The sequence below is a fragment of the Burkholderia sp. WTPI3 genome, assembly GCF_021483755.1.
In the GTDB taxonomy this organism is placed as follows: Bacteria; Pseudomonadota; Gammaproteobacteria; order Burkholderiales; family Burkholderiaceae; genus Burkholderia.
In genome coordinates, this window is sequence record NZ_JAGIXF010000008.1 from 56,091 (window position 1) to 80,836 (window position 24,746).

Annotated in this window: 23 protein-coding genes; 12 read left to right on the top strand and 11 right to left on the bottom strand. The window is 62.0% G+C overall.

The features are described from left to right. Positions 1-2 precede the first annotated feature (2 nt). The 6 genes from J7024_RS06765 to J7024_RS06790 all read right to left on the bottom strand — a co-directional run bounded on the left by J7024_RS06765 (position 3) and on the right by J7024_RS06790 (position 7,560). Positions 3-3,128, bottom strand: a complete 3,126-nt coding sequence (locus J7024_RS06765; protein WP_234744912.1) for an anti-phage-associated DUF499 domain-containing protein — start codon at positions 3,126-3,128, stop codon at positions 3-5. Further along, entirely contained in the window at positions 3,125-3,319 is a 195-nt protein-coding gene (locus J7024_RS06770) for a hypothetical protein (RefSeq protein ID WP_137330768.1), read from the bottom strand. The genes J7024_RS06765 and J7024_RS06770 overlap by 4 nt, the downstream gene beginning before the upstream one ends. Positions 3,320-3,604: 285 nt before the next feature. Further along, positions 3,605-4,486, bottom strand: a complete 882-nt coding sequence (locus J7024_RS06775; protein ID WP_234744913.1) for a plasmid partitioning protein RepB C-terminal domain-containing protein — start codon at positions 4,484-4,486, stop codon at positions 3,605-3,607. Beyond that, positions 4,483-5,385, bottom strand: coding sequence for a plasmid partitioning protein RepB C-terminal domain-containing protein (locus J7024_RS06780; RefSeq protein WP_234744914.1), 903 nt, complete (start codon positions 5,383-5,385; stop codon positions 4,483-4,485). The genes J7024_RS06775 and J7024_RS06780 overlap by 4 nt, the downstream gene beginning before the upstream one ends. Beyond that, positions 5,382-6,947, bottom strand: coding sequence for a recombinase family protein (locus tag J7024_RS06785; RefSeq protein ID WP_234744915.1), 1,566 nt, complete (start codon positions 6,945-6,947; stop codon positions 5,382-5,384). Before J7024_RS06785 ends, J7024_RS06780 begins: the two co-directional genes overlap by 4 nt. A 166-nt stretch (positions 6,948-7,113) precedes the next feature. Continuing rightward, positions 7,114-7,560: a hypothetical protein gene (locus J7024_RS06790; RefSeq protein WP_234744919.1), complete on the bottom strand. Its 447-nt coding sequence runs from the start codon at positions 7,558-7,560 to the stop codon at positions 7,114-7,116. A 405-nt stretch (positions 7,561-7,965) separates the two neighbouring features. Here J7024_RS06790 and J7024_RS06795 point away from each other — a divergent pair, with 405 nt between their 5' ends. From J7024_RS06795 to J7024_RS06840, 10 genes are all read left to right on the top strand, one after another. Beyond that, positions 7,966-8,712 carry a hypothetical protein gene (locus J7024_RS06795; protein ID WP_234744920.1) on the top strand — a complete coding sequence of 249 codons (747 nt, stop codon included), beginning with the start codon at positions 7,966-7,968 and terminating at the stop codon, positions 8,710-8,712. An 82-nt stretch (positions 8,713-8,794) separates the two neighbouring features. Then, the gene (locus tag J7024_RS06800) at positions 8,795-9,598 is read left to right on the top strand and encodes a hypothetical protein (protein WP_234744921.1); all 804 of its coding nucleotides are present in this window, start codon (positions 8,795-8,797) and stop codon (positions 9,596-9,598) included. Between the two features lie 171 nt (positions 9,599-9,769). Continuing rightward, positions 9,770-10,435, top strand: coding sequence for an alpha/beta hydrolase (locus J7024_RS06805; protein ID WP_234744923.1), 666 nt, complete (start codon positions 9,770-9,772; stop codon positions 10,433-10,435). Next, positions 10,432-11,631 (top strand): XRE family transcriptional regulator, encoded by a 1,200-nt coding sequence (locus J7024_RS06810; RefSeq protein ID WP_234744925.1) that lies wholly within the window; start codon positions 10,432-10,434, stop codon positions 11,629-11,631. Before J7024_RS06805 ends, J7024_RS06810 begins: the two co-directional genes overlap by 4 nt. A gap of 34 nt (positions 11,632-11,665) precedes the next feature. Beyond that, entirely contained in the window at positions 11,666-11,899 is a 234-nt protein-coding gene (locus J7024_RS06815; RefSeq protein WP_234744926.1) for a hypothetical protein, read from the top strand. Positions 11,900-12,428: 529 nt separating this feature from the next. Then, positions 12,429-13,163: a 7-cyano-7-deazaguanine synthase QueC gene (gene queC, locus J7024_RS06820; protein WP_124828200.1), complete on the top strand. Its 735-nt coding sequence runs from the start codon at positions 12,429-12,431 to the stop codon at positions 13,161-13,163. 75 nt (positions 13,164-13,238) lie between these two features. Continuing rightward, the gene (queE, locus tag J7024_RS06825) at positions 13,239-13,871 is read left to right on the top strand and encodes a 7-carboxy-7-deazaguanine synthase (RefSeq protein WP_124828199.1); all 633 of its coding nucleotides are present in this window, start codon (positions 13,239-13,241) and stop codon (positions 13,869-13,871) included. An 18-nt stretch (positions 13,872-13,889) separates the two neighbouring features. Then, positions 13,890-14,342, top strand: coding sequence for a 6-carboxytetrahydropterin synthase QueD (queD, locus tag J7024_RS06830; protein WP_098550281.1), 453 nt, complete (start codon positions 13,890-13,892; stop codon positions 14,340-14,342). A 225-nt stretch (positions 14,343-14,567) separates the two neighbouring features. Further along, positions 14,568-15,353 carry an HpcH/HpaI aldolase family protein gene (locus tag J7024_RS06835; RefSeq protein ID WP_175761508.1) on the top strand — a complete coding sequence of 262 codons (786 nt, stop codon included), beginning with the start codon at positions 14,568-14,570 and terminating at the stop codon, positions 15,351-15,353. Continuing rightward, positions 15,350-16,129 (top strand): tetratricopeptide repeat protein, encoded by a 780-nt coding sequence (locus tag J7024_RS06840; protein ID WP_234744929.1) that lies wholly within the window; start codon positions 15,350-15,352, stop codon positions 16,127-16,129. The genes J7024_RS06835 and J7024_RS06840 overlap by 4 nt, the downstream gene beginning before the upstream one ends. Before the next feature lie 117 nt (positions 16,130-16,246). On the opposite strand, the gene rodA is transcribed toward J7024_RS06840, so the two are convergent. The 5 genes from rodA to J7024_RS06865 form a co-directional block, all read right to left on the bottom strand. Beyond that, on the bottom strand, positions 16,247-17,395 hold the full coding sequence (gene rodA, locus J7024_RS06845; protein ID WP_124828196.1) for a rod shape-determining protein RodA: 1,149 nt from the start codon (positions 17,393-17,395) through the stop codon (positions 16,247-16,249). Positions 17,396-17,406: 11 nt separating this feature from the next. Next, positions 17,407-19,668 carry a penicillin-binding protein 2 gene (mrdA, locus tag J7024_RS06850; RefSeq protein ID WP_124828195.1) on the bottom strand — a complete coding sequence of 754 codons (2,262 nt, stop codon included), beginning with the start codon at positions 19,666-19,668 and terminating at the stop codon, positions 17,407-17,409. A 121-nt stretch (positions 19,669-19,789) separates the two neighbouring features. Then, the gene (mreD, locus tag J7024_RS06855; protein ID WP_009687274.1) at positions 19,790-20,302 is read right to left on the bottom strand and encodes a rod shape-determining protein MreD; all 513 of its coding nucleotides are present in this window, start codon (positions 20,300-20,302) and stop codon (positions 19,790-19,792) included. After that, positions 20,299-21,348 carry a rod shape-determining protein MreC gene (gene mreC, locus J7024_RS06860; RefSeq protein WP_124828194.1) on the bottom strand — a complete coding sequence of 350 codons (1,050 nt, stop codon included), beginning with the start codon at positions 21,346-21,348 and terminating at the stop codon, positions 20,299-20,301. Before mreC ends, mreD begins: the two co-directional genes overlap by 4 nt. 128 nt (positions 21,349-21,476) lie before the next feature. Next, a complete protein-coding gene (locus J7024_RS06865) occupies positions 21,477-22,520 on the bottom strand; it encodes a rod shape-determining protein (RefSeq protein ID WP_004189550.1) in 1,044 nt (347 codons plus the stop codon). 366 nt (positions 22,521-22,886) lie between these two features. On the opposite strand from J7024_RS06865, the gene gatC reads away from it, so the two are divergent. Both gatC and gatA read left to right on the top strand, forming a co-directional pair. Further along, positions 22,887-23,186 (top strand): Asp-tRNA(Asn)/Glu-tRNA(Gln) amidotransferase subunit GatC, encoded by a 300-nt coding sequence (gene gatC / locus J7024_RS06870; protein WP_096508406.1) that lies wholly within the window; start codon positions 22,887-22,889, stop codon positions 23,184-23,186. A gap of 66 nt (positions 23,187-23,252) precedes the next feature. Beyond that, positions 23,253-24,743, top strand: a complete 1,491-nt coding sequence (gene gatA, locus J7024_RS06875) for an Asp-tRNA(Asn)/Glu-tRNA(Gln) amidotransferase subunit GatA (protein ID WP_124828193.1) — start codon at positions 23,253-23,255, stop codon at positions 24,741-24,743. Positions 24,744-24,746: the final 3 nt, after the last annotated feature.

Consider the following 24,746-nt stretch of genomic DNA (forward strand, 5'->3'; position numbering starts at 1 on the left):
ATTCAATCCTCCTGGCTCACTTCACCCGGCTTCAATTCAATCCCCGCGAGCTTGGCGAATTCTTTCAGTGCGAAACCAGTATCGAACTGTACTCCGTCAGCAATGGCGATATTGACTAGCGCCTCGGGTTCGCCCAGCACTTCGCGCAGACTGTTGACAACGCCTTCGATGATCGCTGCCGTGACTTCTCGCTCCTGGAATCGAATGGTTACCGTGTTCTCGCCTTCGCCGATTTCGACACGCACACCTTTGAAGCGCGTACCAGGTTGATCGCGGAAGCGGTTGATGATTCCGAAAACCCGATCGGTCGTGTCGAGGGTGACGCGCTTACTTTGCAGGTGCGCCGGCTTGCTATCGGCAATTTGGACTGTCTTGTCCCCGCTTGCGGGAATCTGGAAGTCCGCTGTTTTATTGGCTTCACCTGCTCGGGCGAATACCAGCAGACGGCAGCTCGCAGAACCGATCTCGAACGGCGCGTCATAACGGCTCCCGTCCTTGGGATTCGAACCGTCGAAAGTGTAGAAAAGCTCGGCGTGTGGCGTAGCAGCCAGCGTGACGCGGCGTTTGTCAGCGACAGGCTCGACTTGGTGACGAATCTTGAGGTCAGCAAGCCAGCGCGTAGCCGATGCGCTTTCGTGTTGTCCCGTAGTGTCCTTGACCCAGAAATACAGCGTGCCTTCGGGCGTGCTGAAGTTATCCAGATCCTCTACCTTGTGATCCTTGTCCGATACATTGGGTTTGGTCGACCAATAGACAACGGGGCTATCGCCTGCATGGCGTGGCGTGAGACTCAATACGGTTTCGCCGGTGTCCGATTTGACGTTGATAACGGAGACGTTGACGGTAGCCTTGTCCTTCGGGAACGGCCCTTTCTCGATATAGCCATCCTCGCCGAGCCGCCAGCGCCCCTGTTTCAAAGCTTCGGTCTTGAGCGTGTCTAGCCCGCTCGCGCCCGGCATCCACGGCCATATAGGCGAGCATTTTGCGCGGGTGACAACGTCCTTCCAGGGCGTGCGACGATTATCCTGGCCAGAGGGCCACAGATACTCCTCAGCCTGTGCGAAATATTCGTCGAGGTTGTCCTTGCTGAGTTCCGCGACGAGCTTGTAATCGGCGCGCGGGCTCGCCAGCAGTTTCTCAATCTGAGCCTCGGCGGACTGGTCACCTTCACCGAGTTTGAGGCCCTGATCGATGGTGACTCCGGCCAACACATTACGACCATCTACTGGATCATTGGCTGGAAAGTACAAGCGGTTGTACGCAGCCGACAGCGCCTTGCCGAAACGATCCTCAGCCTCTTCGAGACGGTCGCGAGCTTCATCGAACAGGGTGTCGCCTGCCTTGAGGCGTTTGTGAATCTGCTCGATGGCGTACAGCTCGCGCAGCCGCTCCTCGACCGCGTCAGCTAGGAGGCTGTCTTGGCCGGTCAGCACTAAGAGGTTGTTTTTCTCCTGCTGGTAGTCGAAAAAGTTCTGCAATTCGCTGGGCGGCATCTTCCCGTCGGGCTTGACGACGACCAGTGTGCGCGGACCACCAAGCTTGAGTTCGTCCAGCTTGGGCAGCACCTGCACGTCCTGATACGCAATTTTGCGAACTGGATCAAGGATGCCTGCGAGGCGGTTAATGAGCGCCTGGTCAACCTTGGGTTGAGGAACTTCCTTGGCATTGCGCTCGATCTGACGCGAGAGGTTCTCGGTTTCCTTGATAAAGAAGCGTTGCTCTTCGCGATGGAGATACCACGCCGATTCGCGCAGGCGCTGCAATGCCTGAAGAAACTCGTCTGGCTTGCGCTGCGGAGCAGCAAGGAATTCGATCAACTCGCTTTCGGACAACCCGATGCGTCCGCCGACGGCACGCGACAGGCTGGATGCGAGTAGCAAGGTCATCACCTGCTGTGCAGCATCCCCTGCTAGTTCGATATCAATGTGCTCGGCGATAGCGTTGCTCTTGTCGGCAATGTCACGCGTTACTGCCGGCATCAGCTTTGGAGCAATGCGCTCGATCTCATCCTTGACCTGATTGTCATTGAGGTCGAGATGCTGCGTGCCGACCAGAAAGATGTCGTCCGCATCGCGTTCTTCCACGCTCTTTAGCAGACGCGCAGTGAACTGCATCAGGCCACGGGTCTGCCGGAAACCTTCGTTTTCCTTAAATAGCGCTACAAGATGCTTGAAGGACGGATGGAAGGGATAGGTCTCCCTGATCTGCTCTACAATTTGCTCAATGCTGCTAGCCACAATGTAGCCGCCATCTTCGGCCTTCTTGATCTGCTGAGCGTACTCTTCTGCGATATCAGAGATAACACGTTCGTCCGGCAGTTCGTCAATGAGCCGCTTCTTGAGGATCTCGTAAATTTCATTACCCGCCAGTTGCACCGGCGTGATAGTCATTGCCTGACGACGAGTTTCCTGCTGCAGGTTCGAGATGGCGTCGCCTAGCGCCTTGGTTTGCGCCTTGTAGCTGCCCGAGAGGTTGGCGATGACAATGGCGCAGTTGGGCAGCTCCAGTGCCGCGCTCATCAAACTGCTCAGGCTGTAGACCACCATATTCGCGAGGGTGCCTTGCCCGAAAACCTGCGTGCTGGCGTTGTCCAGATAGGGCGGCAGTTCGTCGAGCAGGATCAGTGTAGGCTGGTCACCGATGATTTCCTTCCATTGGCGCTGATCGACGGCCTTTGGCCCATTGACCCAATGCTGCTTGATGGCTTCTGCTGCGCCAAGCTGCGTCGCAATCTCGCCCCAGATATAGTTTTCCGGATTGTTGCGACCATTGAAGGCGGCAATGCGCGCCTGACCGAACTCAGCTCGAGACGCCAGATCGGCGGGCAGGACGTCGTTGCGCAGATGAGGATGTCGGGCAAGCAGACCGAGCGCAATCATCATGTGCGTCTTACCGCCGCCCATCGCTTGGGTCAGTTCAAAGACGGCCTGGTCGGATTTGCCGGACAGACGCAGCAGCCCCTCACGGAAAAGCTGATCCATGCCGTGGGTGACGAAATTACGCGAGAAGAATTCGCTCCCGTCACCTTCGTCTTTGATGAGCTCTGCAAGGTTCTCAATACCTTGGCTCATCCGGTAGTCGCGGATGATGGGATTGAACCTGCAAGCCTGCTTGACCGTCTTGATCATGAACGCACCCCGTGATTGTTCTTGGTATTGGAGAGCGAAATCGCAATGCCGCGTTGCTCGCAATAATCCCGAATCAGAACCTCGACCATGTTTGCAATGGATCGATGTTCCAGATCCGCTGCAACACGAAGCGCTTCCTTTAATCCGGGGTCGATACGAAATGTCAGCGTGGCACTCTTGCTTGCGGCCATAGCCTCTCCGGAAACCATTGTCACTGTAAATGTACTGCACTCTACAGTATCGAATGACTTCCCACAATGCGGCGAGCACACGGATGGGCGCTATAGGGGTGGGGTGAGCGCACGTAGCTGAAAGATGCACGGCAAGAGCGAATCGGAGACATGGTGGCAGGGAAATGCTTTCCAGACATGACGGCGGAATTTCTGCCGTAAGCCAAGTCTGAAGTAGCGTTTCTTGATAAATGCACGCCAATGACGAGACGATCGAGGTGCTTTGTTATATAAGGAAGCGTGCCCCTATTTATCGAGCGACACGGTCCGCACGATGTCTTCGAATTCGGCCAACATGTCGGGCTGATACTTCGTCAAAAAGCGAACGACGGCGTCGTTGTCGAGCAGCTTGGCGATATAGCCCTTGGCGAGTACGAGGTTGAGAACGTCCTGCCCGTACGACTGCTCGATCAGTTTGAACTGGCCGTGCACATTACCCATCTCGCGTTCCATGCGTGCCATTTGCTCGGCTGTGACGCCCGGGATCTTTTTGGGCTTGGCCTCTCCAACCAGCATCTCAGGCGGCGTCGCTGCAAGCAGTGCCTGGCAGTACGCAACAGTGATGTTGTTGGCAGCGAGCATCAGCTCGACGCACTCGATCTGCCGGGTCGGTTTCATCTTGCGCAACACCGCCCCGAGATTCGGTGAGAACTGCTGGTCCTTTAGCAACTCGGTGGCTTCCTGACATAGCCCGTCAAGCAGATTCATTTTCTTGACGATGTGGCTGACGTCGACGCTCAGGGCCTTTGCCAGTCGCTCGGGTGCAACCCCACGATCGACCGCGCGCCGAATCATGAAGTGTTCTTGGATCGTGGACAAGCGATTGAGCCGGTTGTTATAGGTATAGCTTTCGTCATCGAGCGCTACGAAACACGGCGCGTCGACAAATTCGAGTTGCCGCAGCGCAAGCACCCTGATATGTCCGTCGAGTAGGACATGCTGGCCCGTTCTCGGATCCACCTTGCTGATAGTCAGTGGCTCGATCAGACCGACTTCCTCGATCGACGAGAGAATGGTCTTGAATTTCTTCGACTCAAGTACGCCATCAGGCGGTTTGCGCGACGGCAAGATCCTGTCGAGCAGAACGGTGATAGGCTCGGGGACGAACCCAAGGGGTGGTTGGCTCATACGACGTGGCTCCCTTCCCAGACACGCTCGGCCAGGTATTTCGGCAGCGTTTCGAGGCCCTCTGCACGTAGCAGATTGGTGAAATTTTCGTTCGCGAGCAGCTGACGCAAGGCTTCAATGATGAACAGCAACCGTTGTTGAGTCATCTCGGCCTTCTTGATCATCAGTCGCTGGCGTTCGACTTCGTGTTGGTAATTCCGCACAAGGCTCGATGAAGTCACCTCCGGCTTTTTGCGCGAGGCGCCGCGCGCGAGCGACCTTCCTTGCGATCGTCGCCGTTCAATGACGCGACGGGCCTGTATCAGCTGGTTTCCGCGTAGCGCCCCTGACTCATAGGCCTCCTGCAACGCAGCCTGGATTGCCTTGTCGTCGTTGCCGGCGCCGGCGATGGTCATGGCGGCATTGAGCGGAATGCGCCCACGCTGAACCGCAGCTAATAGACGCTCCTCGCCGTTTTTGAGCAGGTACAGGATTCCCTGTATATATTCGATGCTCAGCCCGGTCTTCTCGGAGATGATCTTCTTGTCGTATCCCAGATCGCGCAGGCGCTCGATGCCGGAAAGTAGCTCGAGCGGTTGATATTGGCGCCGCGCGATATTTTCCGACAGGCTCATGATGAACGCCTGTTCGTCGTTGACGTAGTCGACGAGTGCCGGGATATGTGTTTCTCCGAGCGCCCGGAATGCTTTGAGTCGCCCCTCGCCGCAAATCAAGAGATAGCGTTTCGATCCGCCGCCTCCGTTTCGAGGCGTGACACGGATGGGCTTTTTCAGACCAACGGCTTTGATGTTCGCGACGATTTCGTTGAATACCCGGGCGTTCCGTTCTCGGGGATTCAGCACGTCGATTAGATCGACCGGGATCATCTGCAATTCGATCGAGGGATGTTCCTTGGTCATGCGGCTCTCCGGAGTCGGCAGCGTGCGGCCATGCCATACAGGTAGTCCAGGTTGTCAAAGCGATAGCTCTCGAACTCGATTCCGTTGTGATCGGCCAGGCAGATGCGCGGCTGCCCGAAGTCGAGCCGCGGCAGCAGGTAGTAATCGAGCGGGGCCTGGTTCGTCTCGTCAAGCCGGACTGCGACCGTGATGTCGGGCAGTAGGCTGGTGTCGAACCGAACCTTCCAGCGTCGCCGTCCGTTTTCCAGAACATGGCAGCGCGACAGAACCATTGACACACTGAATTCGCGGTTGACATCGAGCAGGTCGGTCGCCGGATCACGATCGACGGCGCCGCCGAGATCGGCGATCATGCGTTCGGTCTGGCTGACGATCTCCGGATGGAGGCGGCGCAGGAACTGGTTAACCTCCAGAAACTGGTAATCGCGGTCCGGCGTAAACCCCACTGCCTGATAGGCGCGCAGCAAGCTACCGAAGCGGTGGACGTACGCGGCCGTCGAGGGCATGCCTTCGGCCTCGTCGATGATCAACCCGGACAGAAAGCCTCGCTGCCGGTACAAATTGCGAAGCTTCTCGAGCAGCTCCTCGTTGCTGAATCGGTGTGCCCGCGCGCGTAGGATTCCCTGTGCTGTATAAAAGATCTCGGCCGGCACAATGGGCTCAAATGCGCCGTCCTTTCGGATCCACATCTCGGGCTGATTGACTACCCGATGCTTCTTGAGCTTGAATGAGATCCGGTTGTAGATGTTGTTGCCGATGTACTTCTCGTTGCTGAGCACCTGGCGCACGGTCGCACGGGTCCAGTCTCGACCCAGATCCGTGCCGATACATTGAGCGTTGAGCCGTGCGGCGATTTCTGACTCGGTCAACCCGTCGTTGACGAACCAGCGATAGATCTGATTGACGGTGGCCACCTCTGGCTCAGGGCCCGGCATCAGGATCACGCGGTCGGTTTGTAGGCTCTTGTGGTCACCCCGCGCCAGTTCGGCCTTAAACGTACCACTTTGGTCGACGAGGACACGTCGCAGACCGTACCCGGCGGGACCACCTTGACGATATCCCAGCTCGATCAGACGGCATTGCCCAGCGAAAACCTTCGCCGACAGTTCACGGCTGTATTCACCGGCCATTGCTCGCTTGACGCCTTTCACGATGGTGGAGACCGGCGACCCATCGTTCTCAAACTGTTCAGCGCAGTATGTGACCTGAATGCCTGCCCGTCGACAGATGTATTCGTAATAGGCGCTTTCATCTGCATCCTGGAAACGTCCCCACCGGCTGACGTCATAGACCAGGATCATTTCGAAGTCAGCTTGACCAGACTCGACGTCCCGAATCAACTTCTGGAGAGCCTGTCGCCCATCGATACTCAGGCCACTCTTGCCTTCGTCCGCGTAGGTCCGAACGATCTGGATGCCACGACGATTTGCATACTCCCGGATCTTGTCTGCCTGGTTCTCCGTCGAGTACTGCTGATGTTCGGTCGACATCCGGACATATTCTGCTGCCCGATGAACGGCCGGCGAGGGCGTGGCGTCGCTGGGGTCTTCGTCTTGCAACATGGCAACCGATCGCGTGAGTGAAACGATTGAATGCTCTCGGATCCCCGTTGCCTGTTGGCTGCGTTCCGGGAGCAGGAAGCTCGTGGTGCCGCCGAATTTCCGCCCATGCAGGATGTTCGAGAGATGGTGTGAGAAAGACGGTAAGTGCCGGCTTTTTCCATGTCGATCACGTCCTCTCTTTGCACGCGTCCTTTTTGCAAGGGCAGTCGACGCAAACCGGCTCGATCGCGACAAGCCACGAAGCCTTCGGCTCTCGCCCTGGTGCGGCAGCCAGCCGAATCCAGTACAGCCCGGGCGCGATCGGCGACACGTCCATCTTTGCAAAATCGCCGAACGAACGTTGTGACTGATCCCGTTGTTGGGCTCGGTTACGGGCCACATAATCCGGATGGTCGCTCCGGTACTGGCGCCAGTAATCCGGGTGACGTTTTTGCCACGCGCGCTGCGCGTCCCGCTGGTTGTCACGGTAATCGGGATCGGTGCTGAGCTTCTCCCGCTGCCACTGACGCTTTCGAGCTCGCTGACATGTCGACGAGGAGCAGTAGGTCTGATGTGGTGTTTGCGGGCGCGGTTCGAACAGGTCGCCGCAGCAGATACAGGGCTTGAGTGCCATCCACGTCTCCTGCAGGAATGGGCGCCCGATCAAGCTTACGTTTGTAAGCGCGATTGAATGCGTTCATTGGTGCTGGTTGACGACCGGGGCATAGATATTGAATATTTAATTATGTGTAAACATAGTAGAAGTTAACAAGGCAGCGCCCTGTCTGTGCAAAAGGGGAAGAAGTCATTGACGATCAATGGCTTGGCGCGCGGCAAACCCTCTGAAGTTTGTGTGCGCACGATGAACACGCATGTGGACAACTTTCCGGGATTCGCGGTGGATTCGCGATTGTCCCCAAGGTGGGCACATGGTATTCACAGCAATTGCCCACCGAAGTCCAGTCCTTGTTCACAGGTCGGCTGTGGGAAGGAGAGAGCGCGAGCTGTGAACCATGAAAAAAAGGGAGACCAAAGGCCTATGGCCAACTCTGATGAAGATTCGATTTTCGAAAAGAAATCACCCGAGCAAGTGATCATGGAAGCAGGGGCCAAGGTACTGCAGGCTGGCATCTGGCTGATTCGGAATGGCTACGGAAGGATGCTGCTTCTTCCGTACGCGTCTCCATCCGGTGCGTACTGGCGATGTGAGTATCACCCGGTGGGACGCCCGAGCCGGACAATCTTCCGGTACACGAGCGGCAGCGAGGCCAAATATCTCGAAAATCACTGCGGTGGATCCATCCGCTCGAACGTATCGCCCGAGAAGTTGGCGCAGGCGATCATGAAAAGCGTGCCGGACGACGTCAAGTCGTTGTGCGAAGGACCAGCTTCTCCTGAGACGCTCCGCTGGCTGGTGTTGCTCGAGGCCTCAGTCGATGGCGGCTTTCTGGCTGAAGCGTTCCACGACTACACCGACGATTACTCGCGGTGGGAGCTGGTTAGCTTGATTCGAGGCAATGGCGACCCAATTCCTGCGCCTCCGGGCTATGTAAGGCCCGGCGAGGAGCGCAGCATCGTCGATCTGGAATGGCGTGACGGGGAGGCAGCTTGGAACGCTGCTGCCGGTGACGAGGAACTCCTGATCGGACTGGAAACGCTAAGCGACGACGAACGATGCTATGAGCTTGCCGATCGTCTTCGACGCGGGTTCGCCGAAACCAAGGACGGATTTGAGGGCAGACGCCTCTTGCGTGCCGCAATTGGCACGCTTTCGATGTTGGACTGATTGTGAATGCGCAACGAACCTGTTGCGGGCACGAATTGTTGAGCTGCGGTGAGTTTCGCGACAATAAGCTACGGGAAGAAAAATGGCATACGAATTGACTTCGCTTTTGATGAAATGCGAGGCAGATGATTATTCGTTTTTGATCGATAGAATCGAGAGTTACACAAACCTATCGTCAGATACCGAATTGAAAGAGGCGCTTGTTTCCTTTAAGGGAGGCGGCCGTCGATCCCAAAAAGAGTCGCTGGCGAAGATTTTAGAGCGAGAAATTCGCTATCTTGGCAGCTCGGACATCGCATACGCGTACAGAAAATTGACATCTTCGGAGGAGCCGGCGGGAATTAGCATCCATGAAATCATCGAAGATGTAAGCAAGAAATTAAAGGTAAAGCAGAAGCTAATTGGTGGTGTCGAGGCGAAACTTGAAAGATTGGTGAAATTCACCGTCGAAAAGATGTTTTTCGAGTTAAAGCCTGACCAACAACGTGAAATGTTTGATAAAGCGGGGGTAGGGAAGGATCAGCAGGATGAGTTTTTCGATAAGATTAAGAAGAACAAGGCATATTTCTTGCCGATATTGTTTTCTCTGCTCGGCCCTGAAATAACTGCAACGATTGTTCAGGGGCTCGCTGTTGCAGCGATAGCCGCTTTCATTGGGCGTAAAGCTGCTGAAGAGCTCTTAAAGAATCTCATTGCAAGGTTCCCTTGGTGGGCTGAGTGGCTAGGCCCGATAGTGTGGGGGCTCAGTCTCGGCTGGCTGGCGATTGACCTGCAGGGGGCCGCTAATCGCAAAACTATCCCTGTTCTTCTTTACCTTGGCATTGTCGGTCTTCGGGATGGTCCCGAGGACGGCGACGCATTCTGGTCCGAGCCATCGCCGGATTAAGGTGACCTGGCGGGAAATTGGATCTCGATGAGAGAGGCAGCGGCCGGGCGGCGAATCGAATGTCGCAGGCCGATAACCGCCCAAAATAATCTGACCCCTAAATTACAATCGACTCGCGACTTGTTAAACGAAATTTTTAAGGTGTAGAATCCTCCAAAGCGAAATTCTCGTATGGAGTTGCTGATGGTTGCCCAGAGCAAGGAAACGATCCCCGACCTGCTGGTCAAGAATGTGCCTCGAGACGTTGTGATGGCGATCGAGGAGGCCTTCATCGTTGGGGCGCAGCGTGCACATGCCGCTGCGCGGGGAATGGACGACGGTCACCTTCCGAGTGTCGTTGGGCAACTGAGACACTTCCACTTGAACGAGACATTTCAGCGTGCGCTGGCAGCCAATGACGCGGCCCCGTCTCCGATCCGAGGTAACACGATCGTGACTGGGCGGGCCGGCATTTTTACCCTAGCGCGCTTCAACATTAAAGAGGGACTGTGGGTAAACGGGCGTCGCAGTAAAACGAGGCGCCAGATGTCGTTGGCTAATATGGCGATCGAGCCGCTGGTTCAGCCGGGGCTGTTCGGCGATTATCAGACCCCGTCGGAAGCGGTCGCCTTTTTCGTGGCTTGCTTTGCGGGTTCGCTGCAGGTGCAACCGGATGCGCCGACTTCCATCCAGATTGCTGTTCCCGATCAGCGCATGGAAGGGTGGCTGTTCAAGGAGCCCATTGAGGCGTTCGCCAAGCGGTACGATCAGAAACCGGAAATTCAGAACGACCTTGCGGTGCCGAAGCTCAAGAAGGACATCGGCAAAAAGCAGGGCAAAGATGGAACAACGCAATGAGCAGGGGTGGTGTACAGGGGTTTGAAAAGGATCGGTTGAGTCAGATCCTTGCAGTGCGTCGTGTTACGCAGGTTCAGCTGGCGTCGATGGTTGGCGTGTCGCCGGCGACCGTTAGCAAATGGCGTGCTGGATTGCAGGCCCCAGAACGAGAGGCGCTTGAGCGCCTCGCAGGCGTCGTGAACGTGACGCCCGAATGGTTTACTCGTCCATTGTCGGAGAAGGTCTCACCGCCGTTGTTTAGAAGTAATGCGTCGGCACACGTTGCTGCCCGCGCGATGCTCGAGGCTCGCTTGGAATGGGCTCAGGACGTTGCGGCAGCATTGATGGAGTTCGTTGACTATCCAGAACTCAATCTGCCTGTCCGTCAGTATTCTGATCCCGAAGAGATTACCGCGGAAGATATTGAACGTGCGGCGGCTGAATGCCGGGATATGTGGCGTCTCGGGCGAGCCGTCGTGCAAGACCTGGCTCTTGCTGTCGAAGGCGCTGGCATTATCGTCATCCGCGAGGAGACCGGAATCGCGCAGATTGAAGGACTCTCCGCGTGGAGTGATGCATTGGGCCGGCCGCTGATTCTTTTGTCGGCAGATAAGGACAATGGGTATCGTAGCCGGTTTGACCTTGCTCATGAGCTTGGTCATCTAGTGCTGCACCGGTATATCACGCGCCCGAACGAGCGGGAGCGCCATAACGTGCTCGAGAAGCAGGCACACCATTTTGCTGGCGCTTTCCTGTTGCCTGCGGAGAATTTTGCCGCCGAGATCAAGATCCCGCCGACGCTTGATGATTTGCTGTTGCTGAAGCGCCGCTGGGGTGTTTCGGCTGCCGCAATGATCATGCGTTTGCGTGCTCTTGATCTATTGGATGACGATGACGCACTGGTGCTGTTTAAGCGTCGATCCGCACGGTGGGGGGCGAAATCTGAGCCTGGTGATGGGGACCGCAAGCCAGAACAACCGAGGCTGCTTCGGCGAACCATTGATCTGCTGGTCAATGAGGGGGTGATGCCGATAGAGGCGATCCCGAGGCATCTTGGTTTGTCTGCAGTCGATATTGAGATGCTTGCCGGATTGCCGGAAGGATATTTCCAGGGCAAGAGCAACGTGATTGAACTCGCGCGGTTGAAATCGGCAGTCGCGGGAACGATTGGTGTAAAAGGTGACAGTACGGTATTGCCGTTTCGGTCGACGAGATGACGGGTGTAATTTAAAGGTGGCTTAGGAGGGTCAAATGGCGTTCTACAAGTATGGGCAGTACTTGTCGCAAGAGCAGACTGCTGACTTTGATCAGATACACCATCCGGGAACGCCGACGCCATATTCCGGAATATATCGGTGCGAAGGCTGTGGGCAGAGCATCGTCTCAACCAAACAGCATCCGTTGCCAGCACAAAATCATCATCAGCATACGTTCGTCCAAGGGGCGATTCGCTGGCGGATGATTGTGCGGACCCATTTCGCCTAAGCGGGTAGGTCGATGCCCATGCATATTTGATACAATCCCGGCGCGCCAGTCGCGGGAATGTGCGGCTGCGAACGAACGTATGCATGTCCCTGTAGGTTGCTCTCCACGGCTCAGATCTGCCCGTTGTGGCTCAGACGTATGGCCGAGGCTGTTGATTTTTGTGATACACTCCGCCACCAGCAGTTCCAACCCCAAGAATCGGAAGGTTCTTGGGGTTTTTCGTTTGTGGTGGGTATCGCGTGTCGTCGGAAGCCTGCCCGGCAGCATTTGTGGGGGCGTGATAAAATCCGTGCCCGCTCAATGACTTAGCGCCTTGCTTTACGCGTACGGCTGGTTGCCCGCAGGCGCTGCCGTGAGGCGCGGCAACGATGCCGCGCGATGGGCGGTATAAGCGCTGTGCCGCGTTCGCGGCCGACCGCGCTGCCTATACTGGTCGAGCCGGCGCAGGCCGGCACGCGTCGGGCCGCCCGGCGGCAGTCGGCCCCGGGGCGCAGCGCGACGCGAGCCTACACATTCACGGAGTATCACGGTGATTCGGACAGACGCTAAAGACGGCGCGCTCGTGTTGTTTTCCGGCGGGCAGGACTCGGCCACTTGTGTGGCCTGGGCCTTGGAGCGCTACCAGACGGTCGAGACGCTCGGCTTCGATTACGGCCAGCGCCACCGCGTCGAACTCGAATGTCGCGAAGGCGTGCGCGAAGCGCTGAAGCATCAGTTTCCCGCATGGTCGGACCGGCTCGGCGACGATCACATGATCGACCTGTCGGTGCTCGGCGCGATCAGCGATACCGCGATGACGCGCTCGATCGAGATCGAGACCGCGGCGAACGGCTTGCCGAACACGTTCGTGCCGGGCCGCAACCTGCTGTTCATGACGATCGCCGCTGCGATCGCCTATCGCCGGGGGCTGCGCGTGCTGGTCGGCGGGATGTGCGAGACCGATTTCTCAGGCTACCCCGACTGCCGCGACGACACGATGAAGGCGCTGCAGGTTGCGCTGAACCTCGGGATGGACACGCGTGTCGTGCTCGAGACGCCGCTGATGTGGCTCGACAAGGCGCAGACCTGGCAGCTCGCCGAACAACTCGGCGGCGAGGCGCTCGTCGAGCTGATCCGTGTCGAGACGCACACGTGCTACGTGGGCGAGCGCGCGGAACTGCACGACTGGGGCTTCGGCTGCGGCGAGTGCCCGGCCTGCAAGCTGCGCAAGCGCGGCTACGAGGCTTACCTGAAGGGCGAGCGGGTGACCGAAGCGCCGCTGTGACGCACATGCGCCGGCAGGGCTTAATCGATAACCGATTCTGATCGACAACGAGCGGCGCGAGCCGGACGAAGCACGATGACTTACGCGGTCAAGGAAATTTTCTACACGTTGCAGGGCGAGGGCGCGAACGCCGGCCGTCCGGCCGTGTTCTGCCGGTTCGCCGGCTGCAATCTGTGGTCGGGCCGCGAAGAAGATCGTGCGGACGCCGTGTGCCGCTTCTGCGATACCGACTTCGTCGGCACGGACGGAGAGAACGGCGGCAAGTTCAAGGATGCCGAAGCGCTCGTCGCGACGATCGCCGGCCTGTGGCCGCACGGCGAGGCGCATCGCTTCGTCGTCTGCACCGGCGGCGAGCCGATGCTGCAGCTCGACCCGCCGCTCGTCGACGCGCTGCACGCGGCGGGCTTCGAGATCGCGATCGAAACCAACGGCTCGCTGCCGGTGCTCGAGACGATCGACTGGATCTGCGTGAGCCCGAAGGCCGACGCGCCGCTCGTCGTCACGAAGGGCAACGAACTGAAGGTCGTGATCCCGCAGGACAACCAGCGGCTCGCCGACTACGCGAAGCTCGATTTCGAGTATTTTCTGGTGCAGCCGATGGACGGCCCGTCGCGCGACATCAATACGAAGCTCGCGATCGACTGGTGCAAGCGGCATCCGCAGTGGCGGCTGTCGATGCAGACCCACAAATATCTGAACATTCCCTGAGCCACGGCCTTTGACATCGTGCTGATTACCCGAAAACTCGAATTCGACGCGGGCCACCGCATTCCCGATCACCGCAGCCAGTGCAGGAACCTGCACGGTCATCGCTACGTGCTCGAAGTCACGCTGCGCGGCGATCTCGTCGATACCGAGGGGGCGCCCGACCGCGGCATGGTGATGGATTTCGCCGACGTGAAGGCGCTCGCGGTCGAGCACCTCGTCAACAAGTGGGACCATGCGTTCCTGGTCTATGCGCGCGACGAAGTCGTGCGCTCGTTCCTCGAGCAGATGGCTGACCACAAGACGGTCGTGATCGACCGGATCCCGACCGTCGAGAACCTCGCGGCGATCGCGTTCGACATCCTCGCGAACGTGTACGACGCGCACTACGGAGTGAACCTGCGCCTGGAGCGCGTGCGCCTGTACGAAACGCCGAACTGCTGGGCCGACGTCGAGCGCGAACCGGCCCGCTGATGCCGCGGCGCCGGCCCGCGCATTCGCGCGGCGGCCGGCCGGCGGTTGCCTGCCCTGCGGCGCCCGATCGGGCCTGCTTCACGTGTCTTCCCACATTTCGCCCGGCGGCGCGCTATGATCGTTGCGTGGCGCTGTCCGTTGCGCCCCGCGATCGGCCACTGTCGCCCGGCCGTCTTCCTTGTTGCCTGTTCCGTTCGATTGCCTGTCCGCCAGGAGGCCGTATCGATGAGCACGCTCACCAATTCCCTCAAGCAACGTCTGCATGACGGCGACGAGCCGCTGTACGGACTGTGGCTGTCGCTCGGCTGCGACTCGGCCGCGGAAGCGCTCGCGCACGCCGGCTACGACTGGCTCTGCATCGACATGGAGCATGCGCCGAACGACAGCCGCGACGTCGCGTCGCAGCTGCGTGCGCTGGCCGCCGCGCATCTGCCGAGCGAGCCCGTCGTGCGCGTGCCGGGGCGTGAGCCGTGGCTCGTGAAGCGCGCGCTCGACGCCGGCGCGCGCACGCTGATGTTTCCTTGTGTCGAGACGCCTGACGACGCCGCGCATGCGGTGCGGCTCACTCGCTTTCCGTCGCTCGATTCCCCGGACGGGCTGCGCGGCGTCGCCGGGATGGTCCGCGCGGCGGCATTCGGGATGCGTCGCGATTACCTGCAGACGGCGAACGCGCAGGTCGCGGTGATCGTGCAGATCGAATCGGCGCGCGGCGTCGACGAAGTCGAGCGGATCGCCGCGACGCCCGGTGTCGACTGCCTGTTCATCGGGCCGGCCGATCTCGCGGCGAGCCTCGGGCATCTCGGCGACAGTCGCCACCCGGACGTCGAAACCGCGATGGCGCGGGTGCTCGCGGCCGGCAAGCAGGCCGGCGTCGCGGTCGGCATCTTCGCGGGCGATACGGCGAGCGCGCGCCAGTACCGCGAGGCCGGCTACCGGATGATCACGCTGTCGGCCGACGTGACGTGGCTGCTGCGCGCGACGCGGCAGGCACTGCAGGAGGTGCGATCATGAGTGCGGGCGATGGCGTGGGCGGCATACGTGCGCGGTGTGCAGCCGGTGCGATCGCTGCGTACGGGCGGATCGGTGTGCTGCTCGGGCTGTGGGCCGTGTGCGTCGCCGCGGTCGCGCAGAATGCGCCACGCGCTCAACCGGATCCGGCGCACGAGACGCAATCGGCGGTCGCCGACTACAACGCCGGCGACTATCGCGCGGCGCTGGTGCAGTTCCACGACGCGGCAGAGCGCGGCGACCGGCTCGCGCAGTTCAATTACGCGATGATGCTGCTCACCGGCGTCGGCGTGACAGCGAACGTCGAGGAAGGGTTGCGTTGGCTGAAGCGCGCGGCCGACGCGAACATGTCGCACGCGCAGTACGTGTACGGGCGGATGTTCGACGACGGCGAGTTCGTTGCGCGCAACCCGGTCGAAGCGCACCGCTGGTTCCTGCGGGCGGCGAAGCAGGGGCATGTGCAGGCCGAGCTGTCGCTCGCGAACCAGTTCCTCGACGGGCGCGGCACGCCGCGCGACAACCGGCAGGCGTTCGAGTGGTACAAGCTCGCGGCGGACGCCGGCGAGCCGACCGCGCAGTACGTGACCGCGTCGTTCTACGAGCGCGGTGGCGACGGCGTCACGCAGAACCTGAACATCGCGCGCGCGTATTACGCGGCGGCGGCGGCACAGGGCGACGAGACGGCCGAGCTGAAATTCAAGGAGCTGAGTGCACGGCTGAAGACGCAGGGGCCGGCATCGGGCGCGGACCAAGGGAGCCCGCACGAGACGCCGCAATGAGCGCGCGCCGCACGGCGTGACCGCGTCCGGTTTCGACTTTCCCGACGAAAAACGGCGCCACGGGGCGCCGTTTTTTCATTGCCGCGACAGCAGGCGGCTGCGCGCCGCGCCGTGTCGTCAGGTCTTCATCAACCGCCGCTGTCGTCCGACGCTCATGATCATCCCGATCGCGATGCCGAGCGTCGTGAGTGCGGTGCCGCCGTAGCTCATGAACGGCAACGGCACGCCGACGACGGGCAGCACACCGCTCACCATCCCGATGTTGACGAACGCATAGACGAAGAACGCGAGCGTGAGCGAGCCCGCGAGCAAGCGGCCGAACAGCGTCGCGCCCTGCGCGGCGATATAGAGCCCGCGCGCGATCAGCGCCATGTAGAGCGTCAGCAGCACGAGGCCGCCGACGAGCCCCCATTCTTCCGAGAACACCGCGAAGATGAAGTCGGTGTGCTTTTCCGGAATGAACTCGAGGTGCGCCTGCGTGCCCTTCAGGTAGCCCTTGCCGAGCACGCCGCCCGAGCCGATCGCGATCACGGCCTGGATCGTGTGGAAGCCCTTGCCGAGCGGGTCGGAAGTCGGGTCGAGCAGCGTGCACACGCGATGCTTCTGGTAGTCGTGCATCAGCGGCCACTGCACGTCGGGCTGGCAGATGCGCTGCTCGAACACGGCGATCGAGCCGACCGCGATCACGCCCGCGATCAGTACCGGCACGATCAGCTTGAACGACAGGCCCGCGAGATAGATCACGAAGAAACCGGCGGCGAACACGAGCAGGCCCGTGCCGAGGTCGGGCTGCTTCGCGATCAGGGCGACCGGCACCAGCAGAATCCCGAACGCGGCGACGAAGTCGTACCAGCGCAGCCCGCCTTCGCGGCGCTGGTAATACCACGCGAGCATCAGCGGTGTCGCGATCTTTAGGATTTCGGATGGCTGGATCACGACGCCGACGTTCAGCCAGCGCTTCGCGCCCTTCTTGGTCATCCCGAACAGCGCGACCGCAACGAGTAGCGCGACCCCGAACGTATAGAGCGGCACCGCGAAACGCATCAGCGTCGTTGGCGGGATGTTGGCGATCACCCACATCAGCACGAACGTCAGCATGATGTTGCGCAGCTGGTCCTCGACGCGGCCCGGCATGTCGATCGCCGCGCTGTACAGCGTGACAATGCCCACGCACAGCAGCAGGAACACGATGAGGGCGAGCGGGCGGTCGAAGCCCGCGAACATCTGCTTGATCTTGTCGAGCCAGGCGCGCTTGTCGAATTGCATGCCTTTCTCCGTTAATGAGAGGTGCCGGCGGTCGCCGCTTTCGCGGAGGCCGTCGCACGGTAGTTGTCGTCGCGCGGCACGGTGGCAGCCGGTTGCGCGTCGCTGGCGGGCCGGCGCGGCCGATGCGGGCGCCGGATCGGCGGCAGGCTCGCGGCCATCGGCGCGGCGGCGCTGGCGTCGGCCGGCTGCGCGGCGAACGCCGCGTCGGGCGCCGATGCGGCGTTCGCCGAGCTGGCCGGGTTCGGCGGGACCGGTTGCGGCAGTGCGGTGAAGCCGGCCGCGACGACGGCGGGCTTCGATGCATCGCCGATCACCGGTGCGTTCACCGGCTCGGTCGCCGAGGCGGCGGCGGCCACGGCGGCCGATTCGCTCTGCGGGTTCTGGCGGTCGATGAGATAGAAGTCGAGCACTCGGCGCGCGATCGGGCCCGCGGCCTGCGCCCCCCAGCCGCCGTTTTCGACGACCAGCGCCACGGCGATCTGCGGATGGTCGACCGGCGCATACGCGATGAACAGCGCGTGGTCGCGCAGGTGTTCGGCGAGCAGGTGGCCCTTGTAGTTCGAGCCCTGCAGCGAGAACACCTGCGCGGTACCGGTCTTGCCGGCAGCCTGGTATTGCGCGCCGCGGAACACCTTGTACGCGGTGCCTGACGGGTTTTCGACCACGTTCTCCATCCCGCGCTTCACGACGTCGATGTCGGACTGCTTGAGCGGGATCACTTCGCTTTCCTTCGGCACGGTCAGGTGACGTGCCCGCGTGATCGGATCCTCGATTTCCTTCACGAGGTGCGGCTTCATCACGATCCCGTTGTTCGCGAGCGTCGCGGTCGCATGCGCGAGCTGCAGGATCGTGAACGAGTTGTAGCCCTGGCCGATCCCCAGGCTGATCGTTTCGCCGTCGAACCACTTTTGCTGTGCGGGCTTCTTGAACGCCTTCTTCTTCCAGTCGGTCGACGGCAGGATCCCGCGCGCCTCGCCCTGGATGTCGATCCCGGTGATCTGGCCGAAACCGAACGGCTTCATGAAGTTCGCGATCGCGTTCACGCCGAGGTCGCGCGCGAGCATGTAGAAGTAGGTGTCGTTCGACACCATGATCGCCTTGTTCATGTCGACCCAGCCCTGGCCCGAGCGCACGTCGTTGCGGAACGTGTGGCCGCCGAACGTGAAGTAGCCGGGATCCTGGAAGCCCCAGCCCGGCGTGCGCTTGCCGAGCGTCAGGCCGGCCAGCGCCATGAACGGCTTGTAGGTCGAGCCCGGCGGGTAGGTGCCGTGCAGCGGGCGGTTCAGGAGCGGCTTGTCGGGCGAGTTGTTCAGCTCGTCCCAGGTCTGCTGGTCGATGCCGTCGACGAACGAGTTCGGATCGAAGCTCGGCGACGACACGAACGCGAGCACGTCGCCCGTCTTCGGTTCGATCGCGACGAGCGCGCCGCGCTTGCCTGCGAACGCCTGCTCGGCGACCTGCTGCAGCCCGATGTCGAGCGACAGCACGAGGTTGTTGCCGGGGGTCGCCTGCGTGCGCGACAGCGTGCGCACCGGCCGGCCGCCGGCCGTCACCTCGACTTCCTCGAAGCCCGTCAGGCCATGCAGCTCGGTCTCGTAGCTCTGCTCGACACCAATCTTGCCGATGTAGTCGGTGCCCTTGTAGTTGTTCGCATCGCGACGCGGGTCGTAATTTTCCTGATCGCTGTCGTTCTCGTCGCTCATCGCGTCGATGCGATCCTGGTCGCGCTTCGAGATCCGGCCGATGTAGCCGATCACGTGCGCGGCCGTCATGCCGAGCGGGTACTGGCGGAACAGCCGCGCGCGCACGTCGACGCCGGGGAAGCGGAAGCGCTGTGCGGTGAAGCGCGCGACTTCCGCGTCGGTCAGGCGCGTGCGGATCGGCAGGCTCTCGAAGTTCTTCGAGTCTTCCTGCAGCTTCTTGAAGCGGCGGCGGTCGCGCGCATCGATCGGGATGATCTCGGACAGCTTGTCGATCGTGTTCTCGAGCGTGTCGTCGAGCTTCGACGGCGTGATTTCGAGCGTATACGCCGAATAGTTCTTCGCGAGGACGACGCCGTTGCGGTCGGTGATGATCCCTCGGTTCGGTACGATCGGCGCGACCGAGATGCGGTTTTCCTCGGCCTGCAACGCGTATTTGCCGTGCTGGAACAGCTGCAGGTAGAAAAAGCGGCTCGCGAGCAGTCCGAAGCAGACGAACACGAACACGCCCGCCGCCGCGACGCGCAGGCGGAACCTCGAGAGCTGTTGCTGGGTGTCGTTGAATTCGGTCATGCGGTTAGGTTCGATCCGGCCCGTGCGCGGCGAGCGGGCGCGGGCGAGGGGCGGCCCCGGAGCGCGGCGCGCGGCGGGCGTGGGGGCGGCGGGTATTCAAGGTCGGTCCTGGCGGCGCGGCTCAGATGGGGCGCGTATCGTCCGGATCGACCGGGCGGCGTTGCGGCATCAGCAGCAGATGGCTCGCGATCGGCCACAGCGCGGCCTCGACGAAGCCGTCCACCAGATAGCGCCAGCCGGGGAACGCGGCGCCCATCACGAGGCGGATCACGAACGGCACGAGCTGCGCGACGACGAGCAGCGGCGTTACGTACAGCACCTGCACGCCGATCGGCATCCACAGCACGCGCCGGTGGATCGTGATCGCGCCGTACGACAGCAGCGTATAGGCGAGCGCATGCTCGCCGAGCAGCCCCGCGTCATGCACGTCCATCAGGATGCCGAGCGCGAACGCGACGCCCATTCCGACCTTGCGCGGCTGGTGAATGTTCCAGAACAGCAGCACGAGCGCGACGAAGTCGGGCACGCCGGGCAGGCGGCCCCACGGCATCAGGTTCAGCAGGAACGCGGCGGCGAGGCTGAAGACGATGAAGTACGGGTTGACCGGCTGCAGGATGTATTGCGGGCGATTCATCGCTGGGCTCCTGATTCGGCCGCGGGCTTCGCAGGCGCGACAGCGGGCCTGACCGGAGCGGCAGGCGCGGGTTTCGCGCCGGGTGCGGCCGCGACGGCCGGCTTCGCGTTCGCGTCGGCCTTCTCGTTCTTGGCAGCGGCCTTCGCACCCTTCCTGGCGCCCTTCGCGCTCTTGTCGGCGGCCGGATCGGGATCGGCCGGGCGCGGCGGGACGTCGTTCTGGTAGTGCAGCACGAGCATCTGGCGCGCGCCGCGCACGGCGGCGATCGGCGCGCAGGTCACGCGGGCGAATGCGGTGTCGGCGAGCTTGTCGACGCGCACGACCTTCGCGACCGGCAGGCCCGGCGGGTAGACGCCGTCGAGGCCGCTCGTGACGAGTTCGTCGCCCACGAGGAGGTCGGAACTGGTCGGCACGAAGCGCAGGTCGAGCGAGTCACCCTTCGGCGTGCCGTAGATCACGCTGCGCAGGCCGGTGCGCAGCACCTGCACGGGAATCGCGAGGTCGCGGTCGGTGATCAGCGTGACTTCGGCCTGCAACGGGAACACGCGCGTGACCTGGCCGATCACGCCGTCCTCGCTGACGACCGGTGCGCCGTCCTGGATGCCCTGCTGCGAACCCTGTCCGATCACGATCTTCTGCGTGAACGGGTCGCTGGTGTCGTACTGGATCTCGACCGGCGTCGATTGCGTCGCGATGTGCTGGCGCAGCTCGAGCACCGCGCGCAGGTGCACGTTTTCCTGCGCGAGCACGGCGGCCTGGTTGGCCTGCGTGGACAGCTGCAGGTTGCGCTTGCGCAGCGCGTCGTTCTCGTGACGCAGCGATGCGCCCGTGACGGCGATGTCGGCCGCGCCCATGAACAGGTCGCGCGGCACGAGCGCCGCGCGCTGCAGCGGGTACAGCACGGTGCCCAGCACGCCGCGGACGATTTCGAGCGTGCTGAAGCGCGCGTCCGATACGAGGAGCGCGATGGCGAGTGCAACGAAGAAGATGAGCCGCGCGAGCGCGGGCGGACCTTGCTTGAAGAGGGGCGGCGGACTGTATTCCATGGTCGGCGCCGGGCGCGTGGCGATCGGTTAGATAATGCTCAGACGCGCAAACGGCGTGGCGGTTCGTTCTGAACGAGCGATCCGGCCACGCCGCGGGTGCGTCATATCAAACGGGACTGCTTAAGCCATCACTCGTACGAGAAGATGCTGCCCAGCTTGTCCATGCGCTCGAGCGCCATGCCCGAGCCGCGCACGACGCACGTGAGCGGGTCTTCGGCGACGAGCACCGGCAGGCCGGTTTCTTCCGCGAGCAGGCGATCGAGGTCGCGCAGCAGCGCGCCGCCGCCCGTCAGCATCATCCCGCGCTCGGCGATGTCGGCGCCGAGTTCCGGCGGCGTCTGCTCGAGGGCAATCTTCACCGACGACACGATCTGGTTCAGCGGGTCGGTCAGTGCTTCGAGAATTTCGTTGCTGGAGATCGTGAAGCTGCGCGGAATGCCTTCCGACAGGTTGCGGCCCTTCACTTCCATTTCCTTGACTTCGGAACCCGGGAACGCGGAGCCGATCTCCTTCTTGATCGCTTCGGCGGTTTGTTCGCCGATCAGCATCCCGTAGTTGCGGCGGATGTAGTTGACGATCGCTTCGTCGAACTTGTCGCCGCCGACGCGCACCGAGCCCTTGTACACGATGCCGCCGAGCGAGATCACGCCGACTTCGGTCGTGCCGCCGCCGATGTCGACGACCATCGAGCCCGTGGCTTCCGACACCGGCAGGCCCGCGCCGATCGCGGCCGCCATCGGCTCCTCGATCAGGTAGACCTGCGATGCGCCGGCGCCGTGCGCCGCTTCCTTGATCGCGCGGCGCTCGACCTGGGTCGAGCCGCACGGCACGCAGATGATGATGCGCGGCGACGGGGAGAACATGCGCGATTCGTGCGCCGTCTTGATGAACTGCTTGATCATCTGCTCGGTGACGGTGAAGTCGGCGATCACGCCGTCCTTCATCGGGCGGATCGCCTCGATGTTGCCCGGTACCTTGCCGAGCATCTGCTTGGCTTCCTTGCCGACCGCCTGGATCGTTTTCTTGCCGTTGGGGCCGCCTTCCTGGCGAATCGACACGACGGACGGCTCATCGAGGACGATGCCCTTGCCGCGCATGTAGATCAGGGTGTTTGCGGTGCCGAGGTCGATCGCGAGATCGTTGGAGAAGTAGCTGCGCAAAAAACCGAACATTCAGAATCCTGTTTCGCTCTGGGCCGGCCCTGCATAGCGAGCGCTGAGGGCGGCAGCGGAAAAAATAACAGCCTCGGGAAGCGTGGCGGAAGCGGCCGCCGCGGCGCACGAAGCTGCGAGTGATGTCTACCGGGGGCGCACGAAGCACGCACGGCTTGCCGAAGCGGGGCGAAACGGTGCGGGAAAAGGCTGCCGGGTTTGGGTCGAACGCGTAATGATACCTTATAATTTCACGGTATTTGAATCGAAACGGTCGGTATTTTTGCCGCTTCGGCCCCGATTTTTGAGGGTGGGATCGCACCCTCCAACCCCCCGCCGCAGCGCTGTTTTCGAGGCGCTGCGCAGTCTTGTTTTTCCGGTGATCGCATGGCCCTGACCCTGACCGATGTGAAACGCATCGCGCACCTGGCGCGACTCGAAATGGCCGACGCCGACGCCGAGCATACGCTCGGCCAGCTCAACGAATTCTTCGGCCTCGTCGAGCGGATGCAGGCGGTCGACACCGCCGGCATCGCGCCGCTCGCCCACCCGATCGAACAGATCCAGGAAGTCGCGCAGCGCCTGCGCGACGACGCCGTGACGGAAGTCGTCAATCGCGACGACAACCAGCGTCCGGCGCCGGCCGTCCAGGACGGCCTCTATCTCGTGCCGAAGGTGATCGAGTAAGCATTCGCTGACAAGCGCGCCGGCCCTGCGCCGCGCGCGACCCAGAATTCCCAGGAAAACCACTCAATGCACGCAAAAAGCCTGACCGAACTGCGCGCCGCGCTCGCCGCCAAGGAATGCTCGGCCGTCGAGCTCGCGCAGCTCTACCTGAAACGGATCGACGCGGCTCGCGACCTGAACGCGTTCGTCCATGTCGACGCCGATCTGACCCTCGCACAGGCGAAGGCCGCCGACGCCGAACTCGCGCGCGGCGCGGGCGGCGCGCTGACCGGCCTGCCGATCGCGCACAAGGACGTGTTCGTCACGCGCGGCTGGCGCTCGACCGCCGGCTCGAAGATGCTCGCGAACTACGAGAGCCCGTTCGACGCGACCGTCGTCGCCCGCCTGCAGGCGGCCGGCATGGTCACGCTCGGCAAGACCAACATGGACGAGTTCGCGATGGGCTCGTCCAACGAGAACTCGGCGTTCGGCGCGGTGAAGAACCCGTGGGACACCAGCGCGGTGCCGGGCGGCAGCTCGGGCGGCAGCTCGGCCGCCGTCGCCGCGCGCCTCGCGCCGGCCGCGACCGGCACCGACACCGGCGGCTCGATCCGCCAGCCCGCGTCGTTCGCGGGCGTGACGGGCATCAAGCCGACCTACGGCCGCGTGTCGCGCTACGGGATGATCGCGTTCGCGTCGTCGCTCGATCAGGGCGGCCCGATGGCGCAGAGCGCGTCGGACTGCGCGCTGCTGCTGAACGCGATGGCCGGCTTCGACGCGCGCGATTCGACGAGCCTCGAGCGCGACGACGAGGATTTCACGCGCCACCTCGGCCAGCCGTGGGCGGCCGGCAACGATGCGGGCAAGCCGCTCGCGGGCCTGCGCATCGGGCTGCCGAACGAGTATTTCGGCGATGGTCTCGCCGACGACGTGCGCGCGTCGATCGACGCGGCGCTCAAGCAGTATGAAGCGCTCGGCGCGACGCTCGTGCCCGTGTCGCTGCCGAAGACGGAACTGTCGATTCCCGTGTACTACGTGATCGCACCGGCTGAAGCCTCGTCGAACCTGTCGCGTTTCGACGGCGTGCGCTTCGGCCATCGCGCCGCGCAGTACGGCGACCTGCTCGACATGTACAAGAAGTCGCGCGCCCAAGGCTTTGGCCCTGAGGTGAAGCGCCGGATTCTCGTCGGCACCTACGTGCTGTCGCACGGCTACTACGACGCGTACTACCTGCAGGCGCAGAAGATCCGCCGCATCATCGCGCAGGACTTCCAGGAAGCGTTCAAGTCCTGCGACGTCATCATGGGCCCGGCTTCGCCGACGGTCGCATGGGATCTCGGCGCGAAGGGCGACGATCCGGTGCAGATGTATCTCGCGGATATCTACACGTTGTCGGTGAGCCTCGCCGGCCTGCCCGGCATGAGCGTGCCGTGCGGCTTCGGCGCCGGGGCGAACGCGAAGCGCCCGGTTGGCCTGCAGATCATCGGCAACTATTTCAACGAAGCCCGGATGCTGCAGGTCGCCGACGCGTTCCAGCGCGCGACCGACTGGCACAAGCAAGTTCCGGCAGGGGTGTAAGCA

What these genes read in the sequence shown, in the direction of transcription:
- J7024_RS06765 (WP_234744912.1), bottom strand. Translation starts at nt 3,128, where the DNA reads ATGATCAAGACGGTCAAGCAGGCTTGCAGGTTCAATCCCATCATCCGC.
- J7024_RS06770 (WP_137330768.1), bottom strand. Translation starts at nt 3,319, where the DNA reads ATGGCCGCAAGCAAGAGTGCCACGCTGACATTTCGTATCGACCCCGGA.
- J7024_RS06775 (WP_234744913.1), bottom strand. Translation starts at nt 4,486, where the DNA reads ATGAGCCAACCACCCCTTGGGTTCGTCCCCGAGCCTATCACCGTTCTG.
- J7024_RS06780 (WP_234744914.1), bottom strand. Translation starts at nt 5,385, where the DNA reads ATGACCAAGGAACATCCCTCGATCGAATTGCAGATGATCCCGGTCGAT.
- J7024_RS06785 (WP_234744915.1), bottom strand. Translation starts at nt 6,947, where the DNA reads ATGTTGCAAGACGAAGACCCCAGCGACGCCACGCCCTCGCCGGCCGTT.
- J7024_RS06790 (WP_234744919.1), bottom strand. Translation starts at nt 7,560, where the DNA reads ATGGCACTCAAGCCCTGTATCTGCTGCGGCGACCTGTTCGAACCGCGC.
- J7024_RS06795 (WP_234744920.1), top strand. Translation starts at nt 7,966, where the DNA reads ATGGCCAACTCTGATGAAGATTCGATTTTCGAAAAGAAATCACCCGAG.
- J7024_RS06800 (WP_234744921.1), top strand. Translation starts at nt 8,795, where the DNA reads ATGGCATACGAATTGACTTCGCTTTTGATGAAATGCGAGGCAGATGAT.
- J7024_RS06805 (WP_234744923.1), top strand. Translation starts at nt 9,770, where the DNA reads ATGGAGTTGCTGATGGTTGCCCAGAGCAAGGAAACGATCCCCGACCTG.
- J7024_RS06810 (WP_234744925.1), top strand. Translation starts at nt 10,432, where the DNA reads ATGAGCAGGGGTGGTGTACAGGGGTTTGAAAAGGATCGGTTGAGTCAG.
- J7024_RS06815 (WP_234744926.1), top strand. Translation starts at nt 11,666, where the DNA reads ATGGCGTTCTACAAGTATGGGCAGTACTTGTCGCAAGAGCAGACTGCT.
- queE (WP_124828199.1), top strand. Translation starts at nt 13,239, where the DNA reads ATGACTTACGCGGTCAAGGAAATTTTCTACACGTTGCAGGGCGAGGGC.
- J7024_RS06835 (WP_175761508.1), top strand. Translation starts at nt 14,568, where the DNA reads ATGAGCACGCTCACCAATTCCCTCAAGCAACGTCTGCATGACGGCGAC.
- J7024_RS06840 (WP_234744929.1), top strand. Translation starts at nt 15,350, where the DNA reads ATGAGTGCGGGCGATGGCGTGGGCGGCATACGTGCGCGGTGTGCAGCC.
- rodA (WP_124828196.1), bottom strand. Translation starts at nt 17,395, where the DNA reads ATGCAATTCGACAAGCGCGCCTGGCTCGACAAGATCAAGCAGATGTTC.
- mrdA (WP_124828195.1), bottom strand. Translation starts at nt 19,668, where the DNA reads ATGACCGAATTCAACGACACCCAGCAACAGCTCTCGAGGTTCCGCCTG.
- mreD (WP_009687274.1), bottom strand. Translation starts at nt 20,302, where the DNA reads ATGAATCGCCCGCAATACATCCTGCAGCCGGTCAACCCGTACTTCATC.
- mreC (WP_124828194.1), bottom strand. Translation starts at nt 21,348, where the DNA reads ATGGAATACAGTCCGCCGCCCCTCTTCAAGCAAGGTCCGCCCGCGCTC.
- J7024_RS06865 (WP_004189550.1), bottom strand. Translation starts at nt 22,520, where the DNA reads ATGTTCGGTTTTTTGCGCAGCTACTTCTCCAACGATCTCGCGATCGAC.
- gatC (WP_096508406.1), top strand. Translation starts at nt 22,887, where the DNA reads ATGGCCCTGACCCTGACCGATGTGAAACGCATCGCGCACCTGGCGCGA.
- gatA (WP_124828193.1), top strand. Translation starts at nt 23,253, where the DNA reads ATGCACGCAAAAAGCCTGACCGAACTGCGCGCCGCGCTCGCCGCCAAG.